The sequence below is a fragment of the Anabaena subtropica FACHB-260 genome, from assembly GCF_014697105.1.
GTDB classification, from domain to species: Bacteria; Cyanobacteriota; Cyanobacteriia; order Cyanobacteriales; family Nostocaceae; genus Trichormus; species Trichormus subtropicus.
This window is the reverse complement of record NZ_JACJRF010000080.1, coordinates 1-10,392: the sequence shown is the minus strand read 5'-3', so window position 1 is coordinate 10,392 and position 10,392 is coordinate 1. Positions and strand designations below refer to the sequence as shown.

The window sequence follows — 10,392 nt, the reverse complement described above, 5'->3', positions numbered from 1 at the left end:
TCTTAGGTAGACTACTCATATTTTCTACAACTACTCAACCTGATCTAGATTAAAATCTAGTCCAGATTACTCAAAAGCTCTTTAGATTTTCTTTACGAATCACCTCTTACTGCAAACACTGCTGGTTTAAGTATTGTAGATGAATGTAATAGGCGATCGCTTCTGTAAATGAGGCGATCGTTTTTTGCTATTCCCAAGAACTAAGTTTAAAATCGTGAATATAAGCACTGAAACTCCCTCAGATTATTTAGCAATTTCCCAAGTCAACAACTTAGCCTTTGGTAGAGAAAACGAATCCCAATTAATCGCAGCAATTCGCCTCTCCGACTTTTACATTCCCGAACTATCACTAATAGCAGAAATAGATAATAATGTAGTTGGGCATATTATTTTTAGTTACATTGAATTAGCAGGCGAAGAAAAACTACAGGTACTTGCTTTAGCACCCATAGCTGTCCATCCTCAATTTCAAAAACAAGGAATTGGTAGCGCACTTATACAAATAGGCTTAACAAAAGCTGAAGCCAGAGGAGAAAGTTTAGTTATAGTATTAGGCGACCCTCAATTCTACACTCGTTTTGGTTTTATCCCATCAACCACCTATGGAATTGAAAGTCCTTTCCCCGTTCCCGATGAATTTTTCATGGTCAAACCACTACAAAAATATCAAACAAAATATCGAGGGAAAGTTATTTATCCCCCAGCATTTCATCAAGTTTAAATTTTAAATATAGTAATAAGTTGTGGTGGTGTTACTGTTTCAACACTGAAGAAATACATTGAAAATCAGCAACAACCAGAAGATTAAGATTGTTCGTTTCCTCCATGTTCTCCTCCCTTGCCTGTCGGCATTAGTCGGAGAACTGTCGTCAACTCACCTGCCATTCATCTCATCACTTCCGCTATCGCGGTAAGTGAGAGGCTTCTGTCAGTTCAAGCTAAAAACCGGGGTCATGCCCCGGCTTTTTAGGTCTGTGTCGTCTCGATTCAACAGCCACCTGGCCCGCAGAAAGTGTGCGCGTACAGTACCTCCGCGTCACAGATATAAGCAATGCCCGCATAATCGTTGAAAAACTTCATTGCGATCTGATCAGCAATATTCTCAGCCATATCCCGATTTTCGGTAAGCACCTCGAACTTTATATTCGCCGTGGTGTCGGAAACGTTGGGTTGTCCCGACGAGCGCACGTTGCGACTGCCTTTACCGCCAGTTTCCACCACCGTATAACCAGTCGCTCCGGATTCATCAATGATATTAGCGATCTTTTTCAGCAGAATCTTTTCTGTGACGATGACGAGCTTTTTGGCTGGCTTGGCCATGTTGCTTACCTCCTTACCTACGTATATTGATCTTATATATTGAGTTTCTTGGTCTGCCTAGTCAAGAGAGCGCCGACAGACCGTGACCCGTCTGGGATTAGCTGCCGCCGATCGCCTGGGCAAGACCGAGGAAGAGCGGTATTGCCAAGCCGATCGCCACGGGTGTACCGATGGCTGTGGATGCGCCAATGTAGGCGGAGGGATTGGCCGACGGAATCCCGGCACGCAACGTGGGTGGCCCTGAGATGTCTGAACTGGAGGCGGCAATGACGGACAGAACCACGACACCGCCAAGGCTGAATCCTGTTGCGTAGTGGGCAATCATACCAAGACCGAAGGCGATGAACCCATGCAGCAAAGGTGCCACCAAGCTATACACGACGTACCACTGGGCCACCTTCCGCAGTTCGCCAATCCTCGACCAAGCCTCCATACCCATGACCAGCATCAAGATCGAAAGCAGTCCACGGAAGGCTGGGTCGTAGAAGCTTTTATAGACACTTTCTGGCCGAGTGAACAGTCCAAGAGCAAGTCCGAGCAACATTGCCGATAGGGCAGGCCCCCGGAGGCTTTCCTCCACGATCGGCCATATCTTGACCCGATTATCCGCAGACTGCTGCTTGCTGAGATACTCTTGCCGGGTGCTGGGATAATCTTGCTGATCGGGATAATCCCCTGCTGCAACGGGCTGCTTTTCGAGATACTCCTGCTTGCTGAGATACTCGTCTGCTGCACTATGCTTCTTCTTTTTGAGATAAATGTTGGCAATCACAATCGCTGTTACGAGTGCTGGGATATCCATGAAGGGATAGAGTGCGCCAGCCCATGCCTCGTATTGGATGTTTTGTTCTTCCAGTAGTGTCAAGGCGGCGGCCATGGTAGAGCCACTCACAGCACCAAACAATCCCCCGGTCGCAATCGCATCAACGGTTTTGACCTTCGGCAGTTTGGCTAACGTATAGCGCGCGATGAATACAATGAGAATGCCTAATGCTACAGAAAACAGTACAGGTAACACCATCTCTGTCAGGTTGGAATTGCGGATTGCAATACCACCGGTCAGACCGATTTTGGTGAGCAGCATGAAGACGATAATCTTACAAATCGACTCTGGAATTTGCAGTTCGCTACCAAGGGCGGCAATGACCATACCACCAATCAGAAAGCTGAGTGTTGGGGACTGCAACTGCTTAACGAAGTCCATTACAAACAAGGACAAAAAATCCACGAATACCTCCTTTTGCCCCCTTTAGCGAGGAGCGATTATTGTGATAAGTGAGCTGAAAAAGTAAGGATGAAGCGCTTCATCCCCACAGCACAGGTGTTACGCGAATACCTGCCGACAGGGTGTTCAGAGGTGGTCGCTCTCTGAACTAGGCTGGAAGGTATCGCTGTCTTGGAGTAATTCTTAGACCAAGATTTATTAAGAACAAAATTTCTATGTGCTTAAGTCTATCCTTAAATCTGCGATCGCCATACATGGACATACCAAGTAATTTCAAATTCAAATCATAAGTTTTCCTTTTATTCTCAGAAAGCCCGTATATCACTGGTCAAGGCAAATTACGATCGCCTCCGGCGGGGCGTAGCCCATCGCAGAATTTTCTCTATACACGGATATTGCACAGAGGACGTTAGTTATGGGATCAGCCAAATTGGAATAGTTGCGTGGACACCACTCTTCTAGCAATGACTGAGCTAATCAATCCACACTTTGGGGGGAGTTGTTGACGGCTCATAAGTCGTAGACGGACTGTTACTGGCGAGGTTAAACCACCCCACCGTCAGTAGGAGACCGAACCCACAGCCCAACAAAAAAGTCCAGGCGTGAGACGACTCAAGTACGCAGAGCAGGCGGCGATCGCCGCTATATACCTGCACTAGCCAGCCTTCGCTGGTGTTGTCAAATTTGGTCGGCAGTTTAGTTGAGTCAAACTTGTTCATTGTGTACGCCCCATGCTGAGCGAATGTGTGTGGCGGTGGCGGGCACTTGCGCGCTGCGACGGAAACACTTGTCAGAAATTCACCTGTGAATGGAGAATGTCTCAAGGAGAGAAACTGGGTCGCTCAAACCTGATATTGATGTCGAACAGAAGACAGACATCTATGCTTTCGCTTTGAACGATATTCTTAAGTTTATATAAGCTCATCCAGAAATCTCACAAGAAATCCACGTTGTAATTCCTCCTTGATCAGATATTAGGGGTCAAAACAATTCAAAATTGCAATCATTAGGGGCTGATACCCAGAATTAATTCAAGATAAATCTTCTTCTTAATTTTGCATTTTGTATTTTGCATTTTGAATTTAAAAAAGGTTAGAACGGCAGGTATGTGCCTAAGTTTATCTGAAAATTTGCGATCGCCATACATGGATCTGCTAAGTAATTTCAAATTCAAATCATAAGTTTTCCTTTTATTCTCAAAAAACCTGTATATCCCTGGTCAATATAAATTGTGATCACAGAGTTTTCTCTATACGTTCTCAAAACCCCAGCAATTCTCATTTTGGCAAGAAGCTGTTCAAGCACTGAGAATCTCGGTATTGTGATGACATTTGAGAGATCCAAAAGATCTAGAGCGGTTGCAAGAACGGGGTTTGTTCGTGTCAGAGCGATCGCCATAGTGCCATTCGGGATGTTTACCCATTCTGGAACTCCAGTACACCCAGTCACCATCAAACGGGCTACGGCTTCCTTGCACCTGTATGTGTCTCACAATGCGAGTTTCACGGTGCTTGAGTAAGCGAATTTTCTGGTTATGGGGTTTAAATACCGAATTATCAGACCCTACGGTGTGCCAATACTTTTGACAACTCCATCAGGAAGATTTATTAGGGTGACGATGTTCTGCCCATGCTTTTAGCTGACTGAATAATGTTGTATCAGCCTGGTTAAATACGCGTTTGCTGACGACACACGAGTAGTAGTTTGTCCATCCACGGATGACGGGTTTCAAATGAGCGATTAAATCATCCCTCTTTTGTTACTTTAGGAAAAGAGGGATAACATATTAGAAAGTAATTTTTCATGTACCTATCACAAGAAAAATATTATTTTTTTTTAAATACTTAAGATAGATGCTGAAGTCATGTATTTTATGGGATATTTTATAACGCTAAAAAAATCCCATAAATAGGTATAAATCAGGTGTGAGTAAAAAACATCATCAAAATTCTTGGAAAAGAGAAATAAATGATATTTTTCGGGGTATTTGTGGAGGCTTTTTATTTGGAATTCCTCTAATATATACTATGGAAGTATGGTGGATTGGCTCGCTGGCAAAACCAAGATTAATTGTGATGGCGTTCGCCTTAATGTTTATTGTAGTTTTTTTACTTAATTATACAGAAGGTTTTCGTAAACGCAGAAATAACTGGCGAGTTGATGAAGCAGCAATAGATACTATAGAAGCAATGGCAATTGGATTTGTTTGCTCTGCTTTTATGTTGTGGTTATTGCAAGAAATTACGCCAGAAACTTCTTTAAAAGAATCTTTAGGTAAAGTTGTTTTTGAAGGTGTCCCATTTACTCTAGGTGTAGCGTTAGCTAACCAGTTTCTAGGAGAGAGTAATCAAAATACTTCAGCTTCAAGCAATCAAAAAGAAAACAGCATCAATCAACTACACGCCACCTTAGCTGATTTAGGTGCAACTCTCATTGGTGCAATTGTCATTGCCTTTAATATCGCTCCAACCGATGAAGTTGCTATGTTATCCGCCACAATTTCACCTCCTTGGATGTTGGCATTGATGGCTGCATCTTTCGTTATTTCTTACGCTATCGTCTTTCAAGCTGGTTTTTCAGATCAACAAAAACGTAGACAGCAAAAGGGGATTTTTCAACGGCCATTAAGTGAAACAACTATTTCTTATTTAGTATCTTTGCTAGCAAGTGCGCTGATGCTGTTTTTCTTCCAGACGGTAACATTAGATGATCCTTGGAGAATGTGGTTAGAACACACTTTAGTCTTAGGTTTGCCTGCAACTATTGGTGGTGCGGCTGGTAGGTTAGCTATATGATGCAAAAAGAACCAAACCCAGAACGTTCTTTGGCTGAGTGGGTAACATTCAGTATTGCTTTATTTATTCTGGCAATCATTATTAGTCTAATAGGGTATATTTGGCTTAATGAAAAAAATCAACCTCCTATTTTATTGGTAACTAAAAAGCCAATAATTCGTGAGGTTGATGGTCAATTTTATGTTCCCTTTGACATCGTTAATAATGGGGGTAAAACTGCTGAATCAGTGCAAATTATCGCTGAGTTACAAATTGCTAATAAAGTTGTCGAAACAGGAGAGCAACAAATCGATTTTTTATCAGATGGGGAAAAAGAAGAAGGAGCATTTATATTTAGCCAAAATCCGCGTCAAGGGCAATTAATTGTGCGTGTTGCTAGCTATAAATTGCCATAATAAAATTGACTTGAAACCTGTTTTATTAGCCTGTAAAATCAAGTGCGGAACGCAACTCAAAAATAGTAATGGGCTTACTTAAGAAGATAACCAAAAATCAGCTAAAAATTAATACTTGTGCATCTGTTTGATATAGGAGTAGAGAATTTCACGTTCGCCACCCTTTGAGACAATAAAGCATTGCTGCCCAACTGCATTATGATGCAGAACCACAACAACGCCCCCCTGTGGACAAACTCCTAAACAACTGGTGCTAACAAACCGACATTTACCCCACAATCCATCAAATTTTAGGCGAGATTTCAGCCAGTTCTGTAATTCAACTGAAGCGGTTGTACCTCTATTAATTCGATGAGAACTGCCGTCAAATTGCTCGACTGTACACTGCGAACAAACTAGCACTAAACCGTTGTGCCACTGAGGAACGAACGTGGGAATGGGAGGAATAGGAATCGTTGGCGGGTGAGAAGCTGGAGGATAACTTCGTTGCTGTGTGGATGAGAACTGATGAAAAATTTGCCGTAGCAGTGCCAATATCTTTTTAAGCAGTTTCTTCATGGGTGAGTAGCTTTGCTATTTCTCCATTAGCATCACCTAAATTGACCGTTAAGTTTGTAATCTACGATAGTGTTGAATAATCACCACAGACTATCAGTACCAAACTCATGGGCATCTCTAAATAGAACTCCTGTGACCACTATCAAGAATGTTCAGTCTGCGCGATTACCAACAGGATTTAGTTTAGTATCAGAAAACTTGATTTGAGCATAGGATGTGGTTCAATAATTAAACAAATCTCAAAATAAAGATAATTGCCCAGGCGATACATTACCCTTACGTCGCGTATGAAAACTCAAGTGACAACCTGTGCATAACGCACATAAGTTTGACCGACGATTGTCTTCTGGCACGAAATTATAGTGATGCACTGTTAATGTTAATGCGGTTCTTTCGGAACGGCTTAGATTGGAGGTATCATTACCAGGGCGAATGCACTGCAACCCACACTTAGAACATCGCCAGTTCACTTCTTGTTTCACAACGAATGCGATATCTGAGCAATTTTGGGGATAACGTTCTCTTGATTTTTTAGGCATTCCCTGATTTGAAAAATACGTAGTGATTTAATTACCTGTCTTTTGAGAAGAGTAATTTACTATGGCTCCTCTGTACTATTGCAAAGTTTCGCAATAAAAAAATGATTCCCAACATTGGGAATCGTAGCCCACAATTTAGCAGGCAGAGAAAATCTCTAAGAGGTTATTTATAAAGCAAAAATAAAATTATTGTAGGGTGTGTTAGGCGCCGATTTCCAAGATGATTGGTCACGAAATAAATATCCTTGCGCCTAACGCACCGCCTCACGGATGGTGCGTTACGGCTAAATTGTCTTGTCTCTAAGTCACAAATCCTTTCATAGCCGTAACATAACGGCAATAAAGCGGGAAGAACATCTACACCGCTTTTTGCCTCCCCTACTTAAGATTTACTTTATAAATGGTCTCTAAGATGCTGATTTTAAATAACAGTCTTTTCTTGTTGCTGAGAAACTGAACTTAAAAACAGTTTTGGCAACAAAAGCCCAGAACGATTTTTGTAGTCATCAAACTCAGAGTAACGAGATAGAGATTTGTCCTTCTTCAACATATTTGGAATAAATACTGTGCTGATAAAACCTCCAATAATCAAAAATGGAAGCCAGTGTTGAGTCAGCATGGCGAAGGCAGTATAAATAAATATTTCTCCCAAATAATTAATGTTGCGGCAACGAGCAAAGAACCCTTCTGTTATTAATCCCTTCTGATACTTAAGGGTATAGTATTTCTGGGCATCGCTTACAAAGTGTAGAAACACACCAAAGATATTTAAAGAAATAGCTACTGCCACTAATGGTAGTGGTGGTACTGTGCCACTACTAATAAGAATAAAAGGTGCTATCCAGTATAGATTCACCACAATAAAGATGAAAATCCCCTGTGGAATAGAAACGAATTGCTCCCATTGTTTGTCTGGGAATATGCGGTCTTTTAATAGCCACAGAAATCCATAAGTACCGTGAAGTGCTAAATACACCCAAGGCCCTAGAGTGAAATTCTGGTAAACAAACATCAGGAGCAGTATAAAAAAGAATGTTAGTCCTTTACTGAGATTGATGGCATACTTGGCTTTCATGATCTGAATCTTGTTCTATTTTGTCTTTATTATCTTGCTTGAGTGTAAGCCTACACTATCTCACCGGATGGTAAAGCCCTTTTTCTAGGTTGTACCTCCAACCCAATCCACTGGGGGCGCGTCCCCTACTCCAACTAATAAACTCCTCTGGTCTTGTGGCATTCACTCGCATACGCTCTAGAGTCTCTACATCTACACCCAAACGCTTTGCTAAATTTTGTAGAGTATAAGTATCTATTTTTACCTCATCCTGACCCTGCTAGTAGCGAGAGGATGCTTGTCTGGGTTTACTTTTGCTATTGAGGTAGATAATTAGTTGGTTATACGCCTTTTCTAGCTGCTCCACGCGTAAGCTTATCGCCGTCAGTTCCTCTTTCAACTCATCAGTAGAGCCTGATGAGTGCCGTGATTCTAGTTGGACTACCCGTTGCTCTAATTGCTGTATTGAAGCCAAAGTATCGATATCAGCAGTGCTATCAAGCTTGCTGATTAATTCTTGGATTCCTTGCAGCACCTGGGCTGTACGCCCTTCCCGATGCAAGCGTGACAACTCCCTTACAACCTCTTTTAAGGCAACGGGGACGCGGATCATCTCGCTTGGCGGCGGTTTTTTGGTCGGACTTTTTTTTGTGGGCATGGTGATATCAGCCTAGATATCGCTATTGTAGGTGGAAAGTGATGGCATACATTTTAATAACCGCTTTGAGTTAATCATGTCCCAAAGCGGTTGACTCAATATATTTGTTTCTTCTATAGAAAGTGGATCTTATGAGAGTCGAAACCATGAAAGACCCTAACTTTATTGTGCATAATACCAAACACTATGACTGTGCGGCACACTCTAAATCACTCTTAGAGGTTTCCTCTGCGTCTTGTTGATGATCAACAGGGGTAGCGAATAAGCACAAGCCATCCCTACTCAATACTTCTCGGTTAAGAATCAAGCAGTATTGAGAATAAAAAAAGTGAGTGGTTGACGTTTAGTACCCGCTCTTGAGTGGATTGGTTTTCTAGATGGAAACTTAGAACGAGGTTTTTTGACTACTCTGGGATTTGTCCTGCCCTGTCTTGGAGGGATTTTTTGCTCCAAAATTTCCAGGATTAGTTTGGAGAAAAAAAGGGTAGTTGCTCGCTGTTCGCATCTTGGAAATCAGAAATAGCCCGACGAATGACTTTGAGAGTACCAGTAAAACCTAAGCGTAATGGAGATATGGAAGCAGCAGTCGCGGCTTGAAACATTAAAGTGCGAACTGCATAATGGCTTAAAAGCCACCCGTAGATTTCTTGAACAACTTCACGGGGTTTGAGAGAGCGAATGGGAGTTTTGCGCCCATTGAGATGAGTTTTCAACTCATCAATAGTATTTTCTACTTCCCAACGTTGATGATACTCTGTGGCTAACAACAAAGCGGGAAACACAGTAATATCCATCAAACTGGTAATGAGACGATAAGTTTGTTGTCCATTGTCTGAGTCGATAGTGTATTCTATAACCTAGCTGACTCATTACCCGACATCCCAATCTCTGCCTCGCTTCGCTGATTGAAGAACTACTTGGCGCTTTCCAATACTGCCCTAATCGCGTCCACTCTCTACTTAGCCCACTCACCAGATTTTTCAGTACATCTCCCATTGCATCTGATGACCATAGATTCATCGCTATGACTAGACACACTACCAAACCAGATGGCAATTTCCGTGTTCGCTCTTCACCACTGTCTGTCTCTGATAGAGTTTCTCTAATCACTGATGGCGAAATAACTGTTTCTATTGCTTTGAATATTAACTCCGCTTCTAATGTTGGCGTTATCAACGAAAAATCTTTTAGCAGCACCAATTTTTCCCATCGCACTTCTTGGAGAACAATTATCACTTTACCTTGCTTTTGTTTTTAACCGAGAAGTATTGGAAAGGGAGAGGTAGCGCGAGCAACTCTTTACTTCTTACTGCGATATCCAGAGCAAATTGACAACAGGAGTAATGAGTACGAAGCTCAACGCCTAGATACTCTACTGAAGTGGCATCAAGATTACCCTGTCAACGAACACGAAAAACATCGAAATATGGCTATCTATAAAAAGCAGGGCAATCGCAATCCCCTTATCGACTTCCCTGAATGGGCAGATAAAATTGAATTCCGCTTAGGTCTTGGGTAGCTACTATGAAAATAGTTTGGCTCTAGCCCTAATCATCGTTTTGTCTAGCTTTGGAGAATGGTCTACTAGTTAATACAGTCTTTACAAGTTTTTTTGGCAACAATTTAAATTGACGAAAATATAAATTGTTGCCAATATGTATTTTCAAAAAATCGTATTTTCGCCAATTCAAAATAAAAAGCAGTATACCTTGAAAAAGCTTGTCTTGGCTATATCAATTGAGGCGTTGCATAATGAGAATATGAATTAGGGTGAATCTTCATGGAATGTCCGCGTTGTAATTCCCATCATATCCGGAAGAATGGCAAGCAAAGAGGTAAACAAAACTA

14 protein-coding genes and 2 pseudogenes are annotated in these 10,392 nt (G+C 41.8%); 7 read left to right on the top strand and 9 right to left on the bottom strand.

What is annotated here, in order from left to right; translation table 11 throughout:
• The first annotated feature begins 214 nt into the window (after positions 1-214).
• Positions 215-721 carry a GNAT family N-acetyltransferase gene (locus H6G18_RS24040; protein WP_190409602.1) on the top strand — a complete coding sequence of 169 codons (507 nt, stop codon included), beginning with the start codon at positions 215-217 and terminating at the stop codon, positions 719-721.
• A 12-nt stretch (positions 722-733) separates the two neighbouring features.
• Positions 734-808 (top strand): annotated as a pseudogene (locus H6G18_RS25400) (IS200/IS605 family transposase); the annotation flags it as partial.
• A 179-nt stretch (positions 809-987) separates the two neighbouring features.
• Here H6G18_RS25400 and H6G18_RS24035 read toward each other — a convergent pair.
• The 4 genes from H6G18_RS24035 to H6G18_RS24020 all read right to left on the bottom strand — a co-directional run bounded on the left by H6G18_RS24035 (position 988) and on the right by H6G18_RS24020 (position 4,286).
• On the bottom strand, positions 988-1,320 hold the full coding sequence (locus H6G18_RS24035) for a P-II family nitrogen regulator (protein WP_190409601.1): 333 nt from the start codon (positions 1,318-1,320) through the stop codon (positions 988-990).
• Between the two features lie 97 nt (positions 1,321-1,417).
• The gene (locus H6G18_RS24030; RefSeq protein WP_190409600.1) at positions 1,418-2,548 is read right to left on the bottom strand and encodes a sodium-dependent bicarbonate transport family permease; all 1,131 of its coding nucleotides are present in this window, start codon (positions 2,546-2,548) and stop codon (positions 1,418-1,420) included.
• 470 nt (positions 2,549-3,018) lie between these two features.
• Positions 3,019-3,264, bottom strand: coding sequence for a hypothetical protein (locus tag H6G18_RS24025; RefSeq protein WP_190409599.1), 246 nt, complete (start codon positions 3,262-3,264; stop codon positions 3,019-3,021).
• Positions 3,265-4,139: 875 nt separating this feature from the next.
• The gene (locus tag H6G18_RS24020; protein WP_313954460.1) at positions 4,140-4,286 is read right to left on the bottom strand and encodes a group II intron maturase-specific domain-containing protein; all 147 of its coding nucleotides are present in this window, start codon (positions 4,284-4,286) and stop codon (positions 4,140-4,142) included.
• A gap of 184 nt (positions 4,287-4,470) precedes the next feature.
• On the opposite strand from H6G18_RS24020, the gene H6G18_RS24015 reads away from it, so the two are divergent.
• Together H6G18_RS24015 and H6G18_RS24010 are read left to right on the top strand one after the other, a co-directional pair.
• On the top strand, positions 4,471-5,340 hold the full coding sequence (locus tag H6G18_RS24015) for a TIGR02587 family membrane protein (RefSeq protein WP_190409597.1): 870 nt from the start codon (positions 4,471-4,473) through the stop codon (positions 5,338-5,340).
• Entirely contained in the window at positions 5,337-5,735 is a 399-nt protein-coding gene (locus tag H6G18_RS24010) for a TIGR02588 family protein (RefSeq protein WP_190409596.1), read from the top strand. Before H6G18_RS24015 ends, H6G18_RS24010 begins: the two co-directional genes overlap by 4 nt.
• A 108-nt stretch (positions 5,736-5,843) precedes the next feature.
• Here H6G18_RS24010 and H6G18_RS24005 read toward each other — a convergent pair whose 3' ends face one another.
• The 5 genes and pseudogenes from H6G18_RS24005 to H6G18_RS23985 form a co-directional block, all read right to left on the bottom strand.
• Positions 5,844-6,293 carry a (2Fe-2S) ferredoxin domain-containing protein gene (locus H6G18_RS24005; RefSeq protein ID WP_190409595.1) on the bottom strand — a complete coding sequence of 150 codons (450 nt, stop codon included), beginning with the start codon at positions 6,291-6,293 and terminating at the stop codon, positions 5,844-5,846.
• 239 nt (positions 6,294-6,532) lie between these two features.
• On the bottom strand, positions 6,533-6,832 hold the full coding sequence (locus H6G18_RS24000; RefSeq protein WP_190409594.1) for an HNH endonuclease: 300 nt from the start codon (positions 6,830-6,832) through the stop codon (positions 6,533-6,535).
• Positions 6,833-7,253: 421 nt separating this feature from the next.
• Complete coding sequence (locus H6G18_RS23995) at positions 7,254-7,907, bottom strand: methyltransferase family protein (RefSeq protein WP_190409593.1); 654 nt, start codon at positions 7,905-7,907, stop codon at positions 7,254-7,256.
• A 259-nt stretch (positions 7,908-8,166) separates the two neighbouring features.
• Positions 8,167-8,544, bottom strand: a complete 378-nt coding sequence (locus H6G18_RS24905) for a hypothetical protein (RefSeq protein WP_242040457.1) — start codon at positions 8,542-8,544, stop codon at positions 8,167-8,169.
• 464 nt (positions 8,545-9,008) lie between these two features.
• Positions 9,009-9,651, bottom strand: a pseudogene (locus H6G18_RS23985) (transposase domain-containing protein).
• On the opposite strand from H6G18_RS23985, the gene H6G18_RS25220 reads away from it, so the two are divergent.
• The 3 genes from H6G18_RS25220 to H6G18_RS25395 form a co-directional block, all read left to right on the top strand.
• Positions 9,569-9,802, top strand: coding sequence for a hypothetical protein (locus tag H6G18_RS25220; RefSeq protein ID WP_190409604.1), 234 nt, complete (start codon positions 9,569-9,571; stop codon positions 9,800-9,802). The pseudogene H6G18_RS23985 and the gene H6G18_RS25220 sit on opposite strands and share 83 nt — an antisense overlap.
• A 9-nt stretch (positions 9,803-9,811) precedes the next feature.
• Positions 9,812-10,063 carry an endonuclease gene (locus H6G18_RS25325; RefSeq protein WP_190409603.1) on the top strand — a complete coding sequence of 84 codons (252 nt, stop codon included), beginning with the start codon at positions 9,812-9,814 and terminating at the stop codon, positions 10,061-10,063.
• A 261-nt stretch (positions 10,064-10,324) separates the two neighbouring features.
• Positions 10,325-10,392: transposase-like zinc-binding domain-containing protein (locus H6G18_RS25395; protein ID WP_449224089.1), on the top strand; the 68-nt coding region annotated here is incomplete at its 3' end.